Here is a 23,034-nt window from a genome sequence, read left to right as displayed (position 1 = left end):
GCGTTGGACAGCTCAAGATCTCGGGGCGGGAGAAACGAGACTCATAAAGGATGAGCCGGCACAAGGACACAGCGGGAGAAGGACCGAAGGACCCATTCGACGAGGCCGGTTCGGCACAGGCGGTCATCGACAGCACCGGCGCCGTCGTCGAGTGGAGCGAGGGCGCCCAACGGCTGTTGGGGCACACACCGCCGGACGTCGTCGGCCGGTCCGCGGAGCGTCTGCTGGCCCCGGGCAGCAAGATCGCACTTCCCGAGGCGGAGTCCGAACGCTGGAGCGGCACCCTCACCCTGCGCCACCGCGACGGCCATGAAGTGTCCGTGTGGCTGCTCGCCCATCGCAGGCGGCCGGAGCTCGGCGACAGCACCGGGTGGCTGGTGATCTGCCCACTGGGGGACAGAGATCCGCTGCCGTTCGACGACCCTTTGTCGGCAGCGGTGTTGGCACAGTCCCCGTGCCCCATGGCGATCTACGACGACCGGTTACGGCTGCACAGGATCAACGAGGCGATGGAACGCGTCATCGGTCTGCCCGAGGAGCGCATCCGTGGCCTGCGGCTCACGGAGATCGGCGGCAAGCAGCAGAGCGAGGAACTCGAGCGGCATCTGCGCCGGGCGTTCCTCACCGGGCAACGGCAGGACGTGGACATCTACTTACGCACGGGCGGGGAGCGGCACGCACACCCGTGGTCGGCGAAGTTCGCGCCGCTGACCGACGCCGACGGCGTGGTGCGCGGGGTCTGTCTGACCGCCCACGACATCACGGAGCAGGACCTGGCCCGTCAGCGGCTGCAGTTGGTCAACGAGGCGAGCATCCGCATCGGCACCACACTCGACGTCACACGCACCGCCCAGGAACTGGCCGACGTGTGCGTCCCCGGTCTCGCCGACTTCGTGAGCGTCGACCTCATGGACCCGCCCGACGACAGCGGCGAGTACCCCGCGAGCACGCCGGCCGCCCCCGTGGTCCTGCGCCGCGCAGCCCATCGGTCCATCACGCCGGGATGCCCCGAAGCCGTGATCGAGCCGGGCGACGTCGACGCGTATCCGGCCTCGTCACCGCAGGCCGACTCCCTGCTGGCCGGCCGGACGACCGTGAGGTCGGACCCGGTCGCCGCTCTCCAGGAATGGCTCGCCGGGGACTCGATGCGCACCGAGCGGGTCAAGGAGTACGGCGTGCACTCGGCGATGTCGGTCCCGATCCGGGCCCGCGGCGCGACGCTCGGCGTCGCCGTGTTCGTGCGGTACCGCAGTCCCGAAGCCTTCACAACCGAGGACGTGCTGCTGGCCGAGGAGATCACGGCCAGGGCGGCCGTCTGCGTCGACAACGCCCGCCGTTTCTCCCGCGAGCGCGAGACCGCGCTGGTCCTGCAGCGCAGCCTGCTGCCGCAGAAACTGCCCCGCACGACGGCGCTGCAGACGGCCTCGAGCTACCTTCCGGCGGCGCGCGCGGAGGTGGGCGGGGACTGGTTCGACGTCATTCCGCTGTCCGGTCTGCGCGTCGCCATGGTCGTCGGTGATGTCGTCGGCCACGGGATCCAGGCTTCCGCCACCATGGGGCGGCTCCGCTCGGCCCTGCGTACGCTCGCCGACGTCGACCTGGCGCCGGACGAGCTGCTGACGCACCTGGACGACCTCGTCATCCGGCTCTCCGCGGAGGCCGGGCACGCAGGCGCCACCGGCGAGGTGGGCGCCACCTGTCTGTACGCGGTGTACGACCCGGTCTCGCGCCGCTGCTCGTTCGCCAGGGCCGGCCATCCGCCACCCGTCATGGTTGTCCCGGGCGGTTCCCCCCAGCAGATCGACGTACCCGCGGGCCCGCCGCTGGGCGTGGGCGGACTGCCCTTCGAGCGCATGGAACTCGAGCTGCCCGAAGGCACCGTGCTCGCTCTGTGCACCGACGGCCTGATCGAGAATCGCCTCCGGGACATCGACGCGAGTTATGAGCTCCTGTGTCAGGTGCTGTCGCGATCCGCCGGTTCGCTGCACGAGACGTGCCAGGATCTCGTACGGACCCTGCTTCCCCCTGACGGTGCGGCCGACGACGTGGCACTCCTGCTGGCCCGTACGCAGGGCCTGGCGGCCTCGCGGGTCGCGACCTGGGACGTTCCCCCTGACCCGGCCCTTGTGGCAAGGACCAGGAAGTACGCCGTCGAACAGCTGGACGTCTGGGGCCTGGACGAGACGGCGTTCGCGGCCGAACTCGTGGTGAGTGAACTCGTCACGAACGCCATCCGGCACGGCAGTCCGCCCGTCCGGCTGCGTCTGATCCACGAGGACGCCACGCTGATCTGCGAGGTGTCGGACGGCAGCAGCACGGCCCCGCACCTGCGCCGGGCCAGGACCTTCGACGAGGGCGGTCGCGGACTGCTGCTCGTCGCCCAGCTCACCGAGCGCTGGGGCAGCCGCCACACGGACGACGGCAAGACCATTTGGGCGGAGCTGTCGGTGAGCCGATGAACGCGACAGCAAGGGAGTCCCTTCTGAGGGGGTGACTCCCTTGCTGTCGCGGTTCGTTGACCGGAGCGTGCGTCCGGTCAGGTCTTCTTTCGAGCCGTCATCGCCCGCTGGATCAGGATGAAGGCGCACAGCAGCACACCGGTGGCGATCTTCGTCCACCAGGAGCTGAGCGTGCCCTCGAACTGGATGATGCTCTTGATCAGGCCCAGTACCAGCACGCCGAACAGGGTGCCGATCACATAGCCGGAGCCACCCGTGAGAAGTGTGCCGCCGATGACGACCGCGGCGATGGCGTCGAGTTCCATGCCCGTGGCGTGCAGCGGGTCACCGGACTGGATGTAGAGGGTGAACAGCAGCCCGGCGAGCGCCGAGCAGAAGCCGCTGATCGTGTAGACGGCGATCTTCGTGCCGCCCTGCGGAAGGCCCATCAGCAGGGCCGACTGTTCGTTGCCGCCGACGGCGTACACCCGGCGCCCGAAGCGCGTGTAGTGCAGGACGTAGAACGCCACGGCGAGGACGACCAGCGCGACGATCGCGCCGATCGAGAGGAAGCCCGTCCCCAGCGACACCTGCGCCCCGGCCATGCTGCTCACCGAGGAGTCACCGATGGAGATCGACTCCTTGCTGATGACCAGGCACAGGCCCCGGAAGAGGAAGAGGCCGGCCAGGGTCACGATGAAGGGCTGGATCTCGAAGTTGTGGATCACATAGCCCATCAGGAAGCCACCGAAGGCGCCCACGGCCAGCGCCATGGGGATGACGACCAGGATCGGCAGGCCCTGACGCTCCACCAGCCATGCCGTGAACATGGTCGTGAAGCCGATCACGGAGCCCACGGACAGGTCGATGCCGCCGGACAGGATGACGAAGGTGACCCCGACGGCGGCGACCAGCAGGTAGCCGTTGTCGATGAACAGGTTCATGAAGACCTGCGGTTCGCCGAACCCGTAGTTCTGGTACCGGCTGAGGCCCGCCACGTACATCGCGAGGAAGAGCCCGGCCGTCACCAGGACGGGCAGCCGCCGGTCGCCGAGCAGCTGCGCGGCCTTGGACGGAGTTCGGCCGTCCGGGGCTGCGGGGCGCTTGGTGGTCGTGGTCGTGCTCATCACGACACCTCCATCTTGGGAGCGGGCTCGGTCGCCGCAGCGGGCTCCGCCTGGGCCGCGGCGGGCTGACCGGTGCCGCCCTTCGCGCCGGGCTTGGTGCCGAACCTGCCGCCGAGGACCTTGGCGCGGAACTTCGGGGACTGCAGCAGGCAGACGACGATGACGACGGCGGCCTTGAAGACCAGGTTGGTCTGGGTCGGCACGCCGATGGTGTAGATCGTGGTGGTCAGGGTCTGGATGACGAGGGCGCCGATCACCGTGCCGCCGATGGAGAACCGGCCGCCCAGCAGAGAGGTGCCGCCGATCACCACGGCGAGGATCGCGTCGAGTTCGATCCACAGGCCGGCGTTGTTGCCGTCCGCGGCCGAGGTGTTGGAGCTGATCATCAGGCCCGCGATGCCCGCGCACAGCGCGCAGAACACGTACACCATGATCTTGATGCGCCGGGAGCGGATGCCCACCAGGCGGCTGGCCTCCGCGTTTCCGCCGACCGACTCCACGAGCAGGCCGAGCGCCGTCTTGCGGGTCATCACCACGGTGACGGCGACGACGGCCGCGACCACGAAGATGGAGAAGGGCAGCGTCAGCCAGTAGCCGCCGCCGATGAGCTTGTACGGCTCACTGTTGATGGTGATGATCTTGCCGTCGGTGACCAGCTGGGCGACACCGCGTCCGGCGACCATGATGATCAGTGTGGCGATGATCGGCTGGATGCCCATCCTGGCGACCAGGAAGCCGTTCCACAGTCCGCAGACGACCGCCGCCAGCAGGCCGATTCCTATGGCGAAGAAGACCGCGGACAGGGCGCTCTGGTCGGACTGGTCACTGATGTACGAACAGGTCAGGGCCCCGGTGATGGCGACCACGGCGCCGACGGAGAGGTCGATGCCGCCGGTGGCGATGACCAGGGTCATGCCGACCGCCACCAGGATGAGGGGCGAGCCGAACAGCACGATCGAGACGAGGCTGCCGTGGAGGTGGCCGTTCGTCATGCGGATCGAGAAGAAGTCCGGCGTAAAGGGAACGTTGACGAGCAGCAGCACGACCAGGACCGCGACCGGCCAGAACAGGTGGTGGTGCGTCAGCGCTCGCCATCGGGGAGTGGTGGTCACTGGTGCTCTCCGCTCGCGATGGTCTCCAGGATCCGGCTGGGAGTGATCTCGGGCCCGTTGGCGATCTGCGCGACCAGCCGGCGATCGCGGAGGACTCCGATGGTGTGACTGAGCCGGAGTACCTCCTCCAGCTCGGCCGCGATGTACAGCACGGACATGCCCTCTTCGGAGAGTGAGACGACGAGCTTCTGGATCTCCGCCTTCGCTCCGACGTCGATGCCGCGCGTCGGTTCGTCGAGAATCAGCAGCTTCGGCTGGGTGATCAGCCAGCGGGCGAGCAGTACCTTCTGCTGGTTGCCGCCGCTGAGCAGGCCGACGCGGGCCTCCGGGTTGGCGGGGCGGATGTCCAGCGCCTTGATGTACTTGGCGACGAGTTCGTCACGCTGGGAGGCGGGGATGGGCCGGGTCCAGCCGCGGGCCGCCTGGAGGGCGAGGATGATGTTCTCGCGCACCGTCAGATCGGGTACGAGGCCCTCGCTCTTGCGGTTCTCGGAGCAGAAGGCGACACCCGCGCCGATCGCGTCGTTCGGGGCGCTCATCGAGACCTGCTTGCCGCCGATGGACACCTTGCCGCTGTCGGGCTGATCGGCGCCGAACAGAAGCCGGGCGAGTTCGGTGCGGCCCGAGCCGAGCAGGCCGGCGAGTCCGAGAACCTCGCCCTCCTTGATCTCCAGGTCGAAGGGGGCGATGCCGCCCGTCCTGCCGAGGCCGTCCGCCTTGACCAGCGTCTCACCGACTTCGGAGCGCAACTGGTGCTCGTGGAGGCCCTCGAGCTGGCCCAGGGCCTTGCCGATCATGAGCTGGATCAGTCCGACCTGGTCGAGTTCGCTCACCATGTGTTCGCCGACGAGAGCGCCGTTGCGCAGCACGGTCATCCGGTCGCAGATCTCGTAGATCTGGTCGAGGAAGTGGGAGACGAAGAGGATCGCGACGCCTTCGTCCCTCAACTGCCGCATCAGGCGGAACAGTTCGAGGACTTCGTCGCGGTCGAGGCTGGAGGTCGGCTCGTCCAGGACCAGCACCTTGGTGCCGGAACCCTCGCCGTCGCTGTCTCCGGTGCCCACCGACCGTACGATCGCGACCAGTTGCTGCACGGCCAGCGGGTACGAGGACAGGGGTGCGGTGACGTCGATGTCGAGGCCGAGCCGGTCGACCAGCTCCGCCGCCTCCTTGCGCATGCGCTTCCACTGGATGCGGCCCGCGCGGGTGGGTTCACGTCCGATGAAGATGTTCTCCGCCACCGACAGGTTGGGGCAGAGGTTCACCTCCTGGTAGACCGTGCTGATGCCGGCATGCTGCGCCTGCAGCGGGCTGTCGATCCGCACGGGCTGCCCGTCGAGGGTGATCGTGCCGCCGTCCAGCGAGTAGACGCCGGTCAGCACCTTGATGAGGGTGGACTTCCCGGCCCCGTTCTCGCCCATCAGGGCGTGGATCTCGCCGGGGAAGAGCCGGAAGTCGACACCCGACAGAGCCCGTACCCCCGGAAACTCTTTGACTATGCCCGTCATCTCCAGGACGGGCTGCGGCTCTGCCATGGCAGCGCTCCTCGTGAATTTCGTTCAGGCCCGCAGGGAGCCCCCTGGCCAGCCCTCTGGACGGAGGGCTCGGTCGGGCGGAGGCTCCCTGCCGGTGGGTGCGGTCGGTCAGTACTTGCGGGTCGGGAGCGCTTCCTTGGCCTGGTCCTGCATGAAGTCGCTCTCCTCGGTCTTGATCCAGCGCTCGACCGTCTCGCCGTCCTTGACCTTCTGTACGACCTCCATCAGCTGGGGGCCGAGCAGCGGGTTGCACTCGACGATGGCGTTGATCTTGCCCTCGGACATCGCCACGAAGCCGTCCTTCACGCCGTCGACCGTGACGATCAGGATGTCCTTGCCGGGCTTCTTGCCGGCCGCCTCGATGGCCTGGATGGCGCCGATGCCCATGTCGTCGTTGTGCGCGAACAGCACGTCGATGTCCGGGTTGGACTGCAGGAAGGCCGCCATGACCTGCTTGCCGCCGGCGCGGGTGAAGTCACCAGACTGGGTGACGACGATCTTCCAGTCGTCCTTGTGGTCGGCGTCCATGACTTCCTTGAAGCCCTTGGCACGCTCGATCGCGGGGGCGGCACCGGTGGTGCCCTCCAGCTGTGCGATCTTGACGGGGCCCTTGTGACCGGCCTTCTCCAGGACCTTCTCCAGGATCTTGGCGGCACGCTGGCCCTCGAACGTGAAGTCGGAGCCGACCAGCGTGACGTACAGGGACTCGTCGGAGGTCTCCACCGAGCGGTCGGTGAGGACGACCGGGATCTTCGCGGCCTTGGCCTCCTTCAGCACGGCGTCCCAGCCGGTGACGACCACCGGCGAGAAGGCTATGACGTCCACCTTCTGGGCGATGAAGCTGCGGATCGCGGAGATCTGGTTCTCCTGCTTCTGCTGCGCGTCGGAGAACTTGAGCGTGTAGCCCGCCTCCTTGGCCGCGCTCTTCACCGAGTCGGTGTTGGCGGAGCGCCAGCCGCTCTCCGAGCCGACCTGGGAGAAGCCGAGGGTGAGCTTCTTGCCGCCGCTGCCGCCGGCGGAGGAGCTCGAGGAGCTCTCGTCCTCCTTGGCGCAGGCCGCCAGGCCACCCGCGGCCGCCACGCCGACCGCCGCGGTGAGGAAGTTCCTTCTGTTGAGCATGTCTTCTCCTTTGAAGTGCCGGCCCGGCGAGGGACTCGCTGGTACTCGGTGGAACGGCCGGCCGCACTACGTCCAGCCTGTCGATCATTGTTCGAAATTCCGGTCACGCTGGTGCGTGCAGGGCGACCGGTTACCGCCGCGTCAGTCTGGAGCGCCCTCCGGTTGGAGGGCGTACGGAGGTTGAGGGCCGTACGGAAAGGTACTGGCGCGGACGACGAGTTGGGGTTCGATGGCGATCCGGGCTGTCCCGGTAGGGGTCCGGCCCTCCATGAGATCGAGGAGCAGGGCGATGCTCCGCTCGCCCACGGTCGAGAAGTCCTGCCGGACGGTGGTGAGCGGAGGTGCGAAGAACTCCGACTCCGGAATGTCGTCGAAGCCGACCACCGCCACGTCCTGGGGAGTTCTCACACCCGCCTCACGCAAGGCACGCAACACCCCCAGCGCCATCTGGTCGTTGGCGACGAAGACGGCGGTCAGCCCCCGGCCCACCCAGCCGGCCAGTTCCTGGCCGGCACGGTAGCCCGACAGCGGACTCCAGTCACCCCTCAGCGGCAGCGGCGGTTCGACGCCCGCCTCGTCGAGGGTCGCCCGCCAGCCGGCGGTCCGGTCCGCCGCCTCCTGCCAGTCCTCGGGCCCGGCGAGATGCCAGACCCTGCGGTGGCCGGCGGCCAGCAGATGACCGGTGGCCAGCCGCGCGCCCAGCTGCTGGTCCACATTGACGCTGGGGACCTCCGCGCCGGACCCGGTGCCCACCGCCACCACCGGGAAGGGGTGTCGGAGTTCGGCGAGGGCCTCGACCGCCGACCGCTGCGGGGCGATGGCGATGACGCCTTCCACCCCGCCCTCGCTGAGACGGTCCAGGGCCTCGGACAGCGTCTCGACCGTCAGCCTGCGCAGACTGACCGTCGAGACGAGATACCCCTCGGCGCGAGCCGCTTCCTCCAGCGCGAACAACGTGCTGGCCGGCCCGTAGAGCGTGGTGTTGGAGGCGACCACACCCAGGGTCCGGGTGCGCCGGGTCGCCAGTGCCCGTGCGGAGAAGTTACGGCGGTAGCCCATCTCGTCGATCGCGCGCAGCACCTTGGCCCGGGTCTCGTCCCGCACGTTGGGGTGATCCCCCAGCACGCGGGACACGGTCTGGTGGGACACCCCTGCCAGTCGTGCGACATCCGCCATGGTGGGCGGCCGAAGCTGTGCTTGTGTCACGGCCACACCTCCTTGGATGCCGTTGAACACCGTTGGCCGACGACGAATGCCGACCGGTTGATGCGGACGTCATTGTGAGCGCTAACAATCCATGGCGGTCAAGAGGGCTGCAAGGAGAAGGCGTCACGGTTGAATAACACGGCAAGAAGCGGGGGTTGAGGCGGCGGCCGGCTGCGGCGGCGGAGCACCTCCGAGGCGAAAGCCCCGGCCACAAGGTATTGACATGTGGTTCCTCATGGCCGTATATCGATGTGGGTCGGCAACTCCCTTGATCTGCACGGGACTTGGACAACGTTGTTAACGCCGTCCGCCGACGGCTCGACGACGGTCGCCGTACTCACATGACGTCGTACGCACGAGAAGCCGTACGCACCGAAGAGGCCGCACCCATACCGACGGGTGCGGCCTCTCCCCTGCCGGCCCGGGAGGCCGGCAGCCGTCAGAGCTTGACGATCATCTTCCCGGTGTTGTCGCCGCGCAGGACGCCGAGGAACGCCTCCAGATTGTTCTCGATGCCCTCGACCACCGTCTCGCGGTACTTCAGCTCGCCGGAGCCGACCCAGGGGCCGACTTCCTCGACGAACTGGGGCTGGAGGTCGTAGTGGTCGCCGACCAGAACACCCTCGACGCGGAGCCGGTTCTGGAGGATCTTGACCATGTTGCGCGGGCCGGGCGTCGGCTCGGTCGCGTTGTACTGCGAGATCATGCCGCAGATCACGGCCCGGCCCCGCAGGTTGAGCGCGCCGATCGCGGCCTCGAGGTGCTCGCCGCCGACGTTGTCGAAGTAGATGTCGATGCCGTCCGGGGCGGCCTCCTTGAGCTGCTCCCAGACCGGCCCGTTCTTGTAGTTGAAGGCGGCGTCGAAGCCGTACTCCTCGACGAGCAGCTTGACCTTCTCGTCGGAGCCGGCGGAGCCGATGACCCGCGAGGCGCCCTTGAGCTTGGCGATCTGGCCGACCTGGCTGCCGACGGCCCCGGCGGCGCCGGAGACGAAGACCGCGTCGCCCTCCTTGAAGGCGCCGACGCGCAGCAGACCCGCGTACGCGGTCAGGCCCGTCATGCCGAGCACACCGAGGTACGTGCTCAGCGGCGCCGCCTGCGGGTCCACCTTGACGGCGTGCTTGGCGTCCACGGCGGCGTACTCCCGCCAGCCGAAGAAGTGCAGGACGTGGTCGCCCACCGCGAAGCCCTCGGCGTTCGAGGCGATCACCTCGCCGACGGCGCCGCCCTGCATGGGCTCGCCGAGTTCGTAGGGCGCGACGTACGACTTCGCTTCGCTCATACGGCCGCGCATGTACGGGTCCACGCTCAGGTACTGGTTGCGCACCAGCACCTGGCCCGGGCCCGGCTGCTCGACCTCGGTCTCGACGAGGGCGAAGTCCTCGGGCTCGGGCCAGCCGACGGGGCGGCTGAGAAGGTGCCATTCGCGGTTGATCATGAGAGCCTTTCCATTTACTTCAGTACCTGAAACAAGCATGCGCCCGAATATTTCAGACTGTCAAGTAATGGGGGTACGCTGGAGTCCATGGCCGCTCCCCAGAAGACCCGCCCCGACGCCCTGACCCTGGAGGTCGTCGACCTCATCGGCACGGTGGTGGCCCGCTACCACGAGGAGTACGACGACGCTGCCGCCGAGCATGCGCTGACGGGAGCGCAGGCGCGGTTGCTGAGCCTGCTCTCGCTGGAGCCGCTGCCCATGCGGCGGCTGGCCCAGAAGCTCAAGTGCGAGCCGTCGAACGTGACCGGGATAGTGGACCGGCTGGAGTCGCGCGGGCTGGTCGAGCGGCGTCCCGATCCGGGTGACCGGCGCGTGAAGCTGGCGGCGGTGACGGATGAGGGGCGACGGGTCGCCCGGGGCCTTCGCGACTCGCTGCACTTCGCGCGTGAGCCGCTGGCCGAGCTGTCGCGGGATGAGCGGCTGGCTTTGCGGGACCTGCTGCAGCGGATGCTGGGGACTCCGTCCTGAGGCTGGGGCGCCTACGGGGGTGGGGGGTTCTTGTTCGCGGGCGAGTGCGGGTTGTGGTGGGTTGCTCGCGCAGTTCCCCGCGCCCCTTCGGGGGCGCTCCCCGAACCGTGACGCGGCGATAGGACCGTCCGACGACGGCGTCCGACACTCCCCAAAATTAGAACCATTCTTTTTCTTGAACCGTTCGTGTTTGTAGGGGTAGGTTGGCGTCATGACCGCCTCCCAGTCTCCGACCACCGCCGATGAGCTGCGCGGTGTCGGCCTGCGGGTGACGGCCGGCCGTGTCGCGTTGCTGGAGACTGTCCGGCGCGGTGACCACCTCGGCGTCGAGGCGCTCGCCTCCGGGGTGCGCGAGCGGCTGGGCCAGGTCTCCCTGCAGGCCGTGTACGAGGGCCTGCACGCGCTCGTCGCGGCCGGCCTCGTACGCCGTATCGAACCGCCCGGCAGCCCGGCCCGGTTCGAGGGGCGTGTCGGGGACAACCATCACCACCTCGTGTGCCGGTCGTGCGGCGTCCTCGCCGACGTCGACTGCGCGGTCGGCCACGCCCCCTGCCTTGCCGCATCCGACGACTGCGGCTTCACCGTCGACGAGGCCGAGGTCATCTACTGGGGCCTGTGCCCCGACTGTTCCACCCCCGCGGTACCTGAGCACCGTGATCACTAGTAGTTCGGAAGGATTCCCCCATGGCCGAGAACCCCGACGCAATCGTCACCGATCCCAAGGCGGAAGGCACGGGCGGCTGCCCGGTCGCGCACGGGCGTGCCCTGCACCCGACGCAGGGTGGCGGCAACCGCCAGTGGTGGCCTGAGCGGCTCAACCTGAAGATCCTTGCCAAGAACCCCGCCGTGGCGAACCCGCTGGGCGAGGAGTTCGACTACGCCGAGGCGTTCAAGAACCTCGACCTGGCGGCGGTGAAGCAGGACATCGCCGAGGTGCTCTCCACCTCGCAGGACTGGTGGCCCGCCGACTTCGGCAACTACGGCCCGCTGATGATCCGTATGGCCTGGCACAGTGCCGGCACCTACCGCATCAGCGACGGCCGCGGCGGCGCCGGCGCCGGGCAGCAGCGCTTCGCCCCGCTCAACAGCTGGCCGGACAACGGCAACCTGGACAAGGCGCGCCGTCTGCTGTGGCCGGTCAAGAAGAAGTACGGCCAGAACATCTCCTGGGCCGACCTCATGATCCTCACCGGCAATGTCGCCCTGGAGCAGATGGGCTTCGAGACCTTCGGCTTCGCCGGCGGCCGTGAGGACGTCTGGGAGCCCGAGGAGGACGTCTACTGGGGCCCCGAGACCACCTGGCTCGACGACCAGCGCTACAGCGGTGACCGCGAGCTGGAGAACCCCCTCGGCGCCGTCCAGATGGGTCTCATCTACGTCAACCCGGAGGGCCCGAACGGCAACCCGGACCCGATCGCCGCGGCCCGTGACATCCGCGAGACGTTCCGCCGGATGGCGATGAACGACGAGGAGACGGTCGCCCTGATCGCGGGCGGTCACACCTTCGGCAAGACCCACGGTGCGGGCCCGGCGGACGCCGTCGGCGCCGACCCCGAGGCCGCCTCCATGGAGGAGATGGGCCTGGGCTGGAAGAACACCCACGGCACCGGCAAGGGCGGCGACGCCATCACCTCCGGCCTTGAGGTGACGTGGACGGAGACGCCCACGCAGTGGAGCAACAACTTCTTCAAGAACCTCTTCGAGTACGAGTACGAGCTCACCCAGAGCCCGGCCGGCGCGAACCAGTGGGTGGCGAAGAACGCCGAGGCGATCATCCCCGACGCGCACGACCCGTCGAAGACGAAGCTCCCGACGATGCTCACCACCGACCTGTCGCTGCGCTTCGACCCGATCTACGAGCCGATCGCGCGCCGCTTCTACGAGAACCCCGACCAGTTCGCGGACGCCTTCGCCCGCGCCTGGTACAAGCTGACCCACCGCGACATGGGCCCGAAGTCGCTGTACCTCGGCCCGGAGGTCCCGGAGGAGACCCTGCTCTGGCAGGACCCGCTGCCGGAGGCGGAGGGTGAGGCCATCGACGCCGCGGACATCGCGTCCCTCAAGGCCAAGCTCCTCGACTCGGGTCTGACCGTCTCGCAACTGGTCAGCACCGCGTGGGCGTCGGCCTCGACGTTCCGCGGCAGCGACAAGCGCGGCGGCGCCAACGGTGCGCGCATCCGCCTGGAGCCGCAGCGCGGCTGGGAGGCCAACGACCCCGACCAGCTCGCCACGGTCCTGCGCACCCTCGAGGGCATCCAACAGGAGTTCAACTCCGGTGCCAAGAAGGTCTCCCTGGCCGACCTGATCGTGCTCGGCGGCTCGGCTGCCGTGGAGAAGGCCGCCAAGGACGCGGGCCACGACATCGAGGTGCCCTTCACCCCGGGTCGTGTCGACGCGACGGAGGAGCACACCGACGCGGAGTCCTTCGCCGCGCTGGAGCCCACCGCCGACGGCTTCCGCAACTACCAGGGCAAGGGCAACCGCCTGCCGGCCGAGTACCTGCTGCTCGACAGGGCGAACCTGCTCACCCTGAGCGCTCCCGAGATGACCGCCCTCGTCGGTGGCCTGCGCGTCCTGGGCGCGAACCACCAGCAGTCGCAGCTCGGCGTGCTCACCGAGACGCCCGGCAAGCTGACGAACGACTTCTTCGTCAACCTGCTCGACCTGGGTACGACGTGGAAGGCGACGTCCGCCGACCAGACCACGTTCGAGGGGCGCGACGCCGCCACGGGCGAGGTCAAGTGGACGGGCACCCGTGCCGACCTCGTTTTCGGCTCGAACTCCGAGCTGCGGGCGCTCGCGGAGGTCTACGCGAGCAATGACGCCAAGGAGAAGTTCGTGAAGGACTTCGTCGGGGCGTGGGACAAGGTCATGAACCTGGACCGGTTCGACCTGGTCTGATCTCGGCTGATCGCTCCGGTCATTCCGAATACGACCTGAGTACGAAGTCCGGGCCGGCCCGCTGGGGCCGGCCCGGGCTTCTCAGTTCCGGCCGGCAGGACGAGCGGGACCGGCGCGCGAAGCTACGAGCACCAGAACAAGACCTGCCTGCATGTCTCCGAGGGCGTCGGCTCCGGGGACGGAGGCTTCGTCGTCGGGCGGGGATCCCGTGTGTCGGGGTCCGACGGGGCTGTGGTCGGGGCCGGGGCCTCAGGCGTGGGGTCCTCGGACGTCTGCGTGGGCGAGGGCTTCTTGGTCTTGTCCTCGTCCTTGCCCTCCGGCTTCTTCGAACCCGAAGGCGAAGGAGAGGGCGACGCTTCCGGCGACCGCGTGTCCGTCACGGCGGAGCCCGCCGCCCCGCCCCGCGACGAGCCCGACGACCCGTCCTTCGACGTCCGCGAACCCGAGCCCTCGTCGTCCGTGGCCGTGTTCGGTTCCGCCGACGTCGACTCCCTGCCCAGCTCCGCCAGACTCAGCCCGCCCGCGGCGAGCAGCAGCCCGGCCCCGATCAGCAGGGCCCGCTGCCGCCGACGACGGTGCAGCGCGGCCCGCCTGTCCCGCCGGCTCTCCCGCGCCCCACGATGGGACCGGCCCCGGGACCGGTGTCCACCGGCAGCCGAGGACTCGTCGGGGTCGTCGGAGTCGGAGTCGTCGTATCCGTCGTCACCCGCCCCGTCCCGCGCGTGTGGAGCGGCCAGCGACTCGGCATACGCCCGGCAGGCTTCGGCCGGTGTGCCGCACCCCGGACAGGCGAGGGCGCCGTTGAGGTGCCGTTGGCACGGGTGGCAGTAGTCCATGACGCCGGAAGACTAGATTCCGGGCAGGTAACGTTCCTAGGGCCAGCTGTGAAAGTTGTGTAGGGAGTGGCCCGTTCACGCATACCGAAGCGAGGACAGCCCACACCATTCCCCGCCATCCCACCGCCTTCGCGTCAAAACCGTTACGCGTTCGACCGCTCGACCCATTGACACTCCGACCGCCGGATCCTTACTGTCGCGACAGCATTTCGAACGTGTGACGAAATCTCGAACAGAGCCGCCGAGCACAGGGAGCATCTGCAGTGCGCATCACTGGAATCAGCACGCACGTCGTAGGGACGCCGTGGCGGAACCTCACCTACGTCCAGGTGCACACCGACGAAGGACTCACCGGTGTCGGTGAGACCCGCATGCTGGGCCATACCGACGCGCTGCTCGGCTATCTGCACGAGGCAGAGGCCAACCACATTCTCGGGTCGGACCCGTTCGCTGTCGAGGACCTCGTCAAGCGCATGAAGTACGGCGACTACGGCCGCGCGGGCGAGATCGTGATGTCCGGTATCGCGGTGATCGAGATGGCCTGCTGGGACATCAAGGGCAAGGCCCTCGGCGTCCCCGTCTGGCAGCTGCTCGGCGGCAAGGTCACCGACAAGGTCAAGGCGTACGCCAACGGCTGGTACACCACCGAGCGGACCCCGGAGGCGTACCACAAGGCCGCGCAGGAGGTCATGGCGCGCGGCTACAAGGCCCTCAAGATCGACCCCTTCGGCACCGGTCACTTCGAGCTGGACCACGAGGCGACCCTCTACTCCGTCTCCCTCATCGAGGCCGTAAGGGACGCGATCGGAGCCGACTCCGAGCTGATGCTGGAGATGCACGGCCGCTTCTCCCCCGCCACCGCCGTCCGGCTCGCCAAGGAGCTCGCGCCCTTCAAGCCGGCCTGGCTGGAGGAGCCGGTTCCGCCGGAGAACCTCAAGGCGCTGGAGAAGGTGGCGGCGAAGGTCGACATGCCGGTCGCGACCGGTGAGCGCATCCACGACCGCATCGAGTTCCGCGAGCTCTTCGAGAGCCAGGCCGTGGACATCATCCAGCCCGACGTCGGCCACATCGGCGGCATCTGGGAGACGCGGAAGCTGGCCGCGACCGCCGAGACGCACTACATGCTCGTCGCCCCGCACAACGTGGGTGGCCCGGTGCTGACCGCCGCCTCCCTCCAAGTCGGCTTCAGCTCCCCGAACTTCAAGATCCTCGAGCACTTCAACGACTTCGCGGACGCGGAGATCAAGAAGGTCGTCAAGGGCGCGCCCCAGGTCGTGGACGGGTACTTCCACCTCTCCGACGCCCCCGGCCTCGGCGTCGAGCTGGACACGGACGCGGCAGCCGAGTTCCCGCAGCAGCAGGCCCGCTTCGACCTGTGGGCGGACGGCTGGGAGCAGCGCAAGCCGAAGGGGTCGCAGTGAGCAGCACCGCGGTCGTCATCGACGCACCGGGCGAGCACCGGCTGGCACCGCACGAGCCGGTCGCTCCGGGCGCCGGGGAGGCCCTCGTACGGGTCCACGCGAGCGGCATCTGCGGCAGTGACCGTGAGGTGTACCAGGGCAACCGGCCCGAGGGGTACGTCCGTTATCCGCTCACGCCCGGTCACGAGTGGTCCGGGACGGTCGAGGCGGTCGGCTCCGGGGTTCCGGCGTCCCTCGTCGGCCGAAAGGTGGTGGGTGAGGGCTTCCGGAACTGCCAGGTCTGCGACCGCTGCCACGCGGGCGAGACGACCCTGTGCTCCGCCGGGTACGAGGAGACGGGCTTCACCCAGCCCGGCGCGATGGCGGCCACGCTGACGCTCCCGGCACGGCTGCTCCACGTCCTCTCCGACGACGCGGACCTGACCGCCGCCGCCCTGCTGGAGCCGGCCGCCTGCATCGCCGCCGCCGCCCTCAAGGCGAACGCCCTGCCGGGCGAGAAGGTGGCCGTCGTCGGCACCGGGACGCTCGGGATGTTCGCCGTGCAGTTCCTGAAGGCCGGCTCCCCTGCCGAGCTGCTCGTCGTCGGCACCCGACCGGACCGCGCCACTCTCTCCAAGGACTTCGGCGCCACGGACTTCCGTACGAAGGACGAGCAGCTCCCCGACGACTTCGACGTCGTCATCGAGACCGCCGGGTCCGCGGACGCGGCACGCACCGCCGCCGCTCTGCTCAGACGCGGCGGACGGCTCGTCCTGACCGGTATCCCGGCTCCGGGTGCCGACGGACTCGACCCCACCGATCTCGTCGTACGGCAGCTGGAGGTGCACACCGTGTTCGGGGCGCCTCCGGGCGCCTGGGCGCACACGGTGCGGGTGTTCGGTGCCGGCCTGCTCAATCCGCTGCCCCTGGTCACCCACGAGCTGCCGCTGGAGGAGTTCGCGCACGCCATCGAGCTCGTCGGCTCCGGCGACCCGAAGGTCGGCAAGGTGCTGATCAAGCCATAGTCCACGCGGCGCCCGCACCGCCCCACGAGCCGCACGCCGGTACGGAGACCCTGACGCTCCGTACCGGCGTGCTCCCAGTCCCCACGAACCATGTCCGAAACTTCGAACGCGAAGGACAGCTTGTGACCGACCCTTCCGCCACGGCAGCCCGACGACCCGGTGAGCCGGCCCTCGCCGCGCTCGGCCTGGGTACGCCCGCCCCCGATCCCGCCGACGCCTCGCCGCACACCTTCCCCGGAGGCGGCCGCTGGCGCACCGAGATCCCCTCGTGCGAGGGGCCCGAGGCGCTGGCCGTGGTCCTCAAGGAGTCCTCGCGCCTCGATGTGCCGATCCACCGGATCAGCCAGGGCAGCGGCGTCTGGATGCTGACCGACGCCGAGATCACCGAGATGGTCGAGGCCACCGCCGAGCGCGACATCGAGCTCTGTCTGTTCACGGGCCCGCGCGGCACCTGGGACATCGGCGGCTCGACCCGTACCGACTCCCGGGGCGCCGGCCTGCGCGCCCGCGGCCATGATGCGGTGGCCGGATGCGTCGAGGACGCCGTCCGCGCAACGGAGTTGGGCGTAAAGTGCCTCCTCGTGGCTGACGAGGGCGTGCTGTGGACGTTGCATCGGGCGCGTGCCGCCGGGATCATCCCGGCCGACACGACGCTCAAGGTCTCCGCGCTGATCGGCCCGGTCAACCCGGCCGCGTACGCCGTGTACGAGCAGCTCGGCGGGGACTCGCTCAATGTGCCCAGCGATCTGACCCTGGACCATCTCACGGAGATCCGCCGGGTCAGCGCGGCTCCCATGGACATGTACATCGAGGCCCCGGACGATCTCGGCGGCTATGTGCGGATGTACGAGGTCGCCGAGCTGATCCGGCGCGGCGCACCGCTCTACCTGAAGTTCGGCCTGTCCAAGACCCCCGGAATCTACCCGTACGGTGCTCACATGCGGGACCTGACGCTGAGCACGGCCAAGGAGCGGGTGCGGCGCGGACGACTGGCTCTCGACCTGCTCGCGCGGCACGGAGCGGACGGCGACATGGCGCCGCTGGGCTCGAGGCTGCCCGGCAAACTGAACCGATTCGAAATTCCCTCATAACGTTCCGGATAAACCCTCTTCACAAAAGCTCACGCAGCCGCACACAATCCGACAGCCTCGTCAGATCCGGCGCACCCTCACACATCAAGGATAATGATCATGCGCAACCGCAGAAGTGCCCTCGCCGTCATAGCCGCGGCCTCCTCCCTCGCCCTCACCCTCTCCGCCTGCGGCCAGAGCAGCGAGGGCGGCAGCGAGGACACCAAGGGCGACGCCAAGGGCTCCACGGTCGGGATCGCCATGCCCACCAAGTCCTCCGAGCGCTGGATCGCCGACGGCGCCAACGTCGAGAAGGGCCTGAAGGCCAAGGGCTACAAGACGAAGCTGGTCTACGGTGAGGACGACCCGGACCAGCAGGTCTCACAGATCGAGAACCTGATCACCCAGGGCGTCAGCGCGCTGATCGTCGCGGCGATCGACAACAAGTCGCTGGACAACGTCCTGCAGCAGGCCGCCGACGCCGACATCCCGGTGATCTCCTACGACCGCCTGATCCTCGGCAGCGAGAACGTCGACTACTACGCCTCCTTCGACAACGAGAAGGTCGGCGAGCTCCAGGGCGGCTACATCGTCGAGAAGCTCGGTCTGAAGGACGGCAGCAAGAAGGGCCCGTTCAACGTCGAGCTGTTCGCGGGCTCGAACGACGACAACAACACCAAGTACTTCTTCCAGGGCGCGATGAACGTCCTGCAGCCGTACATCGACAAGAAGCAGCTGGTGGTCAGGTCGGGCCAGACCAAGCTGAACCAGGTCACGACCCTGCGCTGGGACGGTGGCACCGCCCAGAAGCGCATGGACGACCTGCTGACCGCCGCGTACAAGAAGGAGCGCGTCGACGCGGTGCTCTCGCCCTACGACGGCATCTCCATCGGCATCCTCTCGGCGCTGAAGTCCGACGACTACGGCTCCAAGGCCAAGCCGCTGCCGATCGTCACCGGCCAGGACGCCGAGGTCGCCTCGGTGAAGTCGATCATCGCGGACGAGCAGAGGCAGACCGTCTACAAGGACACCCGCCAGCTCGCCGAGGTCGCCACCAACATGGTCGACTCCGTGCTGAACGACAAGAAGCCCGAGGTCAACGACACCAAGACTTATGACAACGGTGCGAAGGTCGTGCCCGCCTTCCTGCTCGAGCCCGTCAGCGTCGACAAGACCAACTACCAGAAGGTCGTCGTCGACTCGGGTTACATCAAGGAAAGCGACCTGAAGTAACCGCCGTTTCTCAAGGATTGGAAGGCACGACCATGGCGGGACCCGTCCTGGAAATGCGCTCGATCGTCAAGACCTTTCCCGGCGTCAAAGCGCTGTCGGACGTCACACTGACTGTCCAGCAGGGCGAGGTCCACGCCATCTGTGGTGAGAACGGCGCCGGCAAGTCGACCTTGATGAAGGTCCTCTCCGGCGTCCACCCGCACGGCAGTTACGAAGGGGAGATCCTCTTCGAGGGAGACGTCTGCCACTTCAAGGACATCCGGGCGAGCGAGCAGCACGGCATTGTGATCATCCACCAGGAACTGGCCCTGGTGCCGTATCTCTCCATCGCGGAGAACATCTTCCTCGGCAACGAGCACGCCACACGCGGGCTCATCAGCTGGAGCGAGACGCTGAAGCACGGCTCCGAGCTGATGCGGCGAGTCGGACTGGGCGAGCACCCCGACACCCGCGTCGCCGACATCGGCGTGGGCAAGCAGCAGCTCGTCGAGATCGCGAAGGCGCTGTCGAAGAAGGTGAAGCTGCTCATCCTCGACGAGCCGACCGCGGCTCTGAACGACGAGGACAGCGGCAAACTCCTGGATCTGATCCTGGAGTTGAAGAAGCAGGGCATCACCTCGATCATCATCTCCCACAAGCTGAACGAGATCCGCCGCGTCGCGGACTCGGTGACGATCCTGCGCGACGGGCGCTCCATCGAGACGCTCGACGTGAAGGCTCCGGAGACGACCGAGGACCGGATCATCAGCGGCATGGTCGGCCGCGATCTCGAACACCGCTTCCCGGAGCGGACGCCGCACCACCCGGAGGAGGGTACGGCGCCCGCCCTGGAGATCCGCAACTGGACCGCGCACCACCCGATCGACCAGCAGCGCAAGGTGGTCGACGACGTGTCGATCTCCGTGCGGCGCGGGGAGATCGTCGGGATCGCGGGACTGATGGGCGCGGGCCGTACCGAGCTCGCGATGAGCGTCTTCGGGCGCACGTACGGCCGGTACGCGGGCGGCACGGTCCTCAAGGACGGCAAGGAGATCCGTACCAAGACCGTCCCGGAGGCGGTCAAGCACGGGATCGCGTACGTCACCGAGGACCGCAAGCACTACGGGCTCAACCTCATCGACACCATCAACCGCAACATCTCGCTGAGCGCCCTGAACAAGGTCTCGAAGCGCGGGGTCGTCGACGAGCACGAGGAGCGCCAGGTCGCCGAGGGCTTCCGCAAGTCCATGAACATCAAGGCGCCGACGGTATTCGAGCCGGTGGGCAAGTTGTCCGGCGGCAATCAGCAGAAGGTCGTCCTCAGCAAGTGGATCTTCGCGGGTCCGGATGTGCTGATCCTGGACGAGCCGACGCGTGGCATCGACGTGGGTGCCAAGTTCGAGATCTATACGGTCATCGACAAGTTGGCGGCCGAGGGCAAAGCGGTCGTCTTCATCTCCTCCGAGCTGCCCGAACTGCTCGGTATGTGCGACCGCATCTACACCATGGCCGCGGGACGACTGACGGGTGAGTTCTCGCGGGCCGAGGCTTCGCAGGAAGTGCTGATGCGTCAGATGACGAAGGACAAAGAGGTAACACGATGAGCACGGATGTGACCGCCAAGACCCCGGCCGGCGCGCCGCCGGGCAAGAGCGGATCGGCTGCGGGCGACGGTCTGCTGAAGCTGATGCTGGACGGCATGCGCCGCAACATGCGGCAGTACGGCATGCTGATCGCCCTCGGCCTCATCGTGGCGCTGTTCGCCGTGTGGACAGGCGGCGACCTGCTCCTGCCGCGCAACGTCTCCAACCTGGTGCTGCAGAACAGCTACATCCTGATCCTCGCGATCGGCATGATGCTGGTCATCATCGCGGGCCATATCGACCTGTCGGTCGGCTCGCTCACCGCGTTCGTCGGCTCGATCGCCGCGGTGCTGATGGTCAACAACGACATCGCCTGGCCACTGGCTGTGGTCATGTGCCTGGCGCTGGGAGCGGCCGCGGGCGCGATGCAGGGCTTCTTCATCGCGTATCTGGGGATACCGTCCTTCATCGTCACCCTTGCCGGAATGCTGCTCTTCCGCGGTCTGACCGAGATCTTCCTGGAGGGCCAGACGATCGGCCCGTTCCCGAAGGGGCTGCAGAAGGTCGCCAACGGCTTCCTGCCCGAGGTCGGCCCGAACACGAACTACCACAACCTCACCCTGCTGCTCGGCTTCGCGCTGATCGCGTTCGTGGTGCTCCAGGAGATGCGCGACCGCAAGCGCCAGCAGGAGTTCGCCCTGGACGTTCCGCCGGTCAAGCTCTTCATCCTGAAGCTCGTCGCGCTGGTCGCCGCCATCCTCACCGTCACGATGCTGCTCGCCAGTTACAAGGGCACTCCGGTGGTGCTGCTGATCCTCGGTGTGCTGGTCGTCGGCTTCGGCTATGTGATGCGCAACGCCGTCATCGGCCGCCATGTGTACGCGATCGGCGGCAACCTGCCCGCCGCCAAGCTGTCGGGTGTGAAGGACAAGAAGGTCACCTTCCTGGTCTTCCTGAACATGGGCATGATGGCGGCCCTGGCGGGAATGGTCTTCGCGGCCCGCTTCAACGCGGCCTCGCCCAAGGCCGGTCTCAACTTCGAACTCGAGGCGATCGCCGCCTCGTTCATCGGCGGCGCCTCCATGAGCGGCGGCGTCGGCACGGTCCTCGGCGCCATCATCGGCGGCCTCGTCCTGGGCGTGCTGAACAACGGCATGAACCTCGTCGGCGTCGGCACCGACTGGCAGCAGGTCATCAAGGGTGTCGTGCTGCTGGCAGCGGTCGGCTTCGACGTGTGGAACAAGCGCAAGGTCGGTTCGTAAATCCATCTGTACGCGGTACGGGGGCCCCTGTGGGCCCCCGTACCCATGTCCGCCCACGGCCACAGGAGGCAGGAAGCCGGTGAAGGAGCTTTTCGGCAGGCTCGCCGACGGGACGAAGATCTACCGCTGGTCGCTGGAGAACGGCGGCACGCGCCTGAAGGTCCTCTCCTACGGCGGCATCGTCCAGTCCCTGGAGATCCCCGACAGCCGCGGCCGGTACGCGAACGTGTCCCTCGGCTTCGACAACATCGAGGACTACGTGGCCTCCAGCCCGTACTTCGGCGCACTGATCGGCCGGTACGGAAACCGCATGGACAAGGGCAGATTCACCCTGGACGGCAAGGCGTACCAGGTGGACGTCAACGACGGCGAGAACAGCCTGCACGGCGGGGCCAGGGGCTTCGACAAGCAGGTGTGGGACATCGAGCCCTTCACCGAGGGCTCCGACGTCGGCCTGAACCTGTACTACACGTCCGTCGACGGCGAGATGGGCTTCCCCGGCACGCTGAAGACGAAGGTCACGTACACCCTGACCGGGCAGGGCGACTGGCGCATCGACTACGAGGCCACCACCGACGAGGCGACGGTCGTCAACCCCACCAGCCATGTGTACTGGAACCTCGCGGGCGAGAGCAGCGGTTCGGTCCACGACCACGAGCTGACGATCGCCGCCTCCCGCTACACCCCGGTCGACAAGGGCCTCATCCCCGCCGGTGAGCCGGCCCCCGTCGCGGGCACCCCCTTCGACTTCCGCGTCAAGAAGACGATCGGCGAGAACCTCCGCGAGGCTCACCAGCAGCTCCTGTACGCCAAGGGCTTCGACCACAACTGGGTCCTGGACAAGGGCGTCACGGCGCAGCCCGAGTACATCGCGACGCTGTGCGACCCGTCCTCCGGCCGCACCCTGTCGATGTCGACGACCGAGCCGGGCCTGCAGTTCTACTCCGGGAACTTCCTCGACGGGACGCTCGTCGGCACCGGCGGCACCATCTACCGCCAGGGCGACGCGCTGTGCCTGGAGACCCAGCACTTCCCGGACTCGCCGAACAAGGCGGAGTTCCCGTCCACCACGCTCCGGCCAGGCCAGACGTACCGCTCGGCGACTGTCCACTCGTTCGGCCGCTGAAACATGCCGGGGAGAATCAAACCTCCCCATGTTTCCCATGAGTTGAACACCGACGCACCTTCGTCCGTACAAGGGGACGGCCCGCATATGTCCGCGCGGGCCGCCCCCACGGACGG

18 protein-coding genes are annotated in these 23,034 nt (G+C 68.1%); 11 read left to right on the top strand and 7 right to left on the bottom strand.

The genetic code is table 11. The features are described 5' to 3' along the window. Window positions 1-50 precede the first annotated feature (50 nt). Window positions 51-2,459, top strand: coding sequence for a SpoIIE family protein phosphatase (locus tag ABD357_RS25140; protein ID WP_344393120.1), 2,409 nt, complete (start codon window positions 51-53; stop codon window positions 2,457-2,459). A 77-nt stretch (window positions 2,460-2,536) separates the two neighbouring features. Here ABD357_RS25140 and yjfF read toward each other — a convergent pair whose 3' ends face one another. From yjfF to ABD357_RS25110, 6 genes are all read right to left on the bottom strand, one after another. After that, complete coding sequence (yjfF, locus tag ABD357_RS25135; RefSeq protein WP_344393118.1) at window positions 2,537-3,565, bottom strand: galactofuranose ABC transporter, permease protein YjfF; 1,029 nt, start codon at window positions 3,563-3,565, stop codon at window positions 2,537-2,539. Beyond that, window positions 3,565-4,677, bottom strand: coding sequence for an ABC transporter permease (locus ABD357_RS25130; protein WP_344393117.1), 1,113 nt, complete (start codon window positions 4,675-4,677; stop codon window positions 3,565-3,567). Before ABD357_RS25130 ends, yjfF begins: the two co-directional genes overlap by 1 nt. Further along, the gene (locus tag ABD357_RS25125; protein WP_344393116.1) at window positions 4,674-6,212 is read right to left on the bottom strand and encodes a sugar ABC transporter ATP-binding protein; all 1,539 of its coding nucleotides are present in this window, start codon (window positions 6,210-6,212) and stop codon (window positions 4,674-4,676) included. The genes ABD357_RS25130 and ABD357_RS25125 overlap by 4 nt, the downstream gene beginning before the upstream one ends. 108 nt (window positions 6,213-6,320) lie before the next feature. Continuing rightward, window positions 6,321-7,331, bottom strand: a complete 1,011-nt coding sequence (locus ABD357_RS25120; RefSeq protein WP_344393115.1) for an ABC transporter substrate-binding protein — start codon at window positions 7,329-7,331, stop codon at window positions 6,321-6,323. 141 nt (window positions 7,332-7,472) lie between these two features. Further along, window positions 7,473-8,537, bottom strand: a complete 1,065-nt coding sequence (locus ABD357_RS25115; RefSeq protein ID WP_344393114.1) for a LacI family DNA-binding transcriptional regulator — start codon at window positions 8,535-8,537, stop codon at window positions 7,473-7,475. Window positions 8,538-8,976: 439 nt separating this feature from the next. Continuing rightward, the gene (locus ABD357_RS25110) at window positions 8,977-9,975 is read right to left on the bottom strand and encodes an NADP-dependent oxidoreductase (protein ID WP_344393113.1); all 999 of its coding nucleotides are present in this window, start codon (window positions 9,973-9,975) and stop codon (window positions 8,977-8,979) included. An 87-nt stretch (window positions 9,976-10,062) separates the two neighbouring features. On the opposite strand from ABD357_RS25110, the gene ABD357_RS25105 reads away from it, so the two are divergent. From ABD357_RS25105 to katG, 3 genes are all read left to right on the top strand, one after another. Beyond that, window positions 10,063-10,503 (top strand): MarR family winged helix-turn-helix transcriptional regulator, encoded by a 441-nt coding sequence (locus tag ABD357_RS25105; protein WP_344393112.1) that lies wholly within the window; start codon window positions 10,063-10,065, stop codon window positions 10,501-10,503. Window positions 10,504-10,714: 211 nt separating this feature from the next. Next, window positions 10,715-11,167, top strand: coding sequence for a Fur family transcriptional regulator (locus ABD357_RS25100; protein WP_344393110.1), 453 nt, complete (start codon window positions 10,715-10,717; stop codon window positions 11,165-11,167). Window positions 11,168-11,187: 20 nt separating this feature from the next. Further along, window positions 11,188-13,404, top strand: a complete 2,217-nt coding sequence (gene katG / locus ABD357_RS25095) for a catalase/peroxidase HPI (RefSeq protein ID WP_344393107.1) — start codon at window positions 11,188-11,190, stop codon at window positions 13,402-13,404. Window positions 13,405-13,526: 122 nt separating this feature from the next. On the opposite strand, the gene ABD357_RS25090 is transcribed toward katG, so the two are convergent. Further along, on the bottom strand, window positions 13,527-14,240 hold the full coding sequence (locus ABD357_RS25090) for an SCO2400 family protein (protein WP_344393105.1): 714 nt from the start codon (window positions 14,238-14,240) through the stop codon (window positions 13,527-13,529). 263 nt (window positions 14,241-14,503) lie between these two features. Here ABD357_RS25090 and ABD357_RS25085 point away from each other — a divergent pair, with 263 nt between their 5' ends. From ABD357_RS25085 to ABD357_RS25055, 7 genes are all read left to right on the top strand, one after another. After that, complete coding sequence (locus ABD357_RS25085; RefSeq protein ID WP_344393102.1) at window positions 14,504-15,661, top strand: mandelate racemase/muconate lactonizing enzyme family protein; 1,158 nt, start codon at window positions 14,504-14,506, stop codon at window positions 15,659-15,661. Next, on the top strand, window positions 15,658-16,665 hold the full coding sequence (locus ABD357_RS25080) for a zinc-dependent alcohol dehydrogenase (RefSeq protein WP_344393101.1): 1,008 nt from the start codon (window positions 15,658-15,660) through the stop codon (window positions 16,663-16,665). Before ABD357_RS25085 ends, ABD357_RS25080 begins: the two co-directional genes overlap by 4 nt. 122 nt (window positions 16,666-16,787) lie before the next feature. Continuing rightward, complete coding sequence (locus tag ABD357_RS25075) at window positions 16,788-17,756, top strand: glycosyltransferase family protein (protein ID WP_344393099.1); 969 nt, start codon at window positions 16,788-16,790, stop codon at window positions 17,754-17,756. A 99-nt stretch (window positions 17,757-17,855) separates the two neighbouring features. Then, window positions 17,856-18,968 carry a multiple monosaccharide ABC transporter substrate-binding protein gene (chvE, locus tag ABD357_RS25070; RefSeq protein ID WP_344393097.1) on the top strand — a complete coding sequence of 371 codons (1,113 nt, stop codon included), beginning with the start codon at window positions 17,856-17,858 and terminating at the stop codon, window positions 18,966-18,968. A 32-nt stretch (window positions 18,969-19,000) separates the two neighbouring features. After that, the gene (mmsA, locus tag ABD357_RS25065) at window positions 19,001-20,551 is read left to right on the top strand and encodes a multiple monosaccharide ABC transporter ATP-binding protein (protein ID WP_344393095.1); all 1,551 of its coding nucleotides are present in this window, start codon (window positions 19,001-19,003) and stop codon (window positions 20,549-20,551) included. After that, window positions 20,548-21,792, top strand: a complete 1,245-nt coding sequence (gene mmsB / locus ABD357_RS25060) for a multiple monosaccharide ABC transporter permease (RefSeq protein ID WP_344393094.1) — start codon at window positions 20,548-20,550, stop codon at window positions 21,790-21,792. The genes mmsA and mmsB overlap by 4 nt, the downstream gene beginning before the upstream one ends. A gap of 4 nt (window positions 21,793-21,796) precedes the next feature. After that, window positions 21,797-22,918, top strand: coding sequence for an aldose epimerase family protein (locus ABD357_RS25055; protein ID WP_425584998.1), 1,122 nt, complete (start codon window positions 21,797-21,799; stop codon window positions 22,916-22,918). Window positions 22,919-23,034 lie beyond the last annotated feature (116 nt).

It is taken from the genome of Streptomyces vastus (assembly GCF_039532825.1).
Lineage (GTDB): Bacteria > Actinomycetota > Actinomycetes > Streptomycetales > Streptomycetaceae > Streptomyces > Streptomyces vastus.
This window is presented reverse-complemented; position numbering and strand designations above follow the sequence as displayed.